This window comes from Maribacter litoralis (assembly GCF_003075045.1).
GTDB classification, from domain to species: domain Bacteria; phylum Bacteroidota; class Bacteroidia; order Flavobacteriales; family Flavobacteriaceae; genus Maribacter; species Maribacter litoralis.
In genome coordinates, this window is sequence record NZ_QCZD01000033.1 from 1 (window position 1) to 379 (window position 379).

Consider the following 379-nt stretch of genomic DNA (forward strand, 5'->3'; position numbering starts at 1 on the left):
ACAACGGGAGCATTGGAAGTTGATGAATCGGCAATCGCAGATGGAACAATTTCATCGACCGATAGTACAATAGACATTACGGGCGGTGACGATTCAGTATTCAAGGATGTTACTTTAGACGTATCGGATAATGCAATAACTACAGATAAAATAGCGGCAGGTGCAGTGGAATCTTCGGATATCGCGGCAGACGCAGTAAACGCGGCAACAATAAACGGTGATGTAGCGGGAGCGGGATTGGCCCAGAACGCCACAACGGGAGCATTGGAAGTTGATGAATCGGCAATCGCAGATGGAACAATTTCATCGACCGATAGTACAATAGACATTACGGGCGGTGACGATTCAGTATTCAAGGATGTTACTTTAGACGTATCGG

Annotated in this window: 1 pseudogene; it reads left to right on the forward strand. The window is 46.4% G+C overall.

Annotated features, from left to right (window positions below):
* Nucleotides 1–379, forward strand: a pseudogene (locus DCS95_RS20145) (hypothetical protein); the annotation flags it as partial.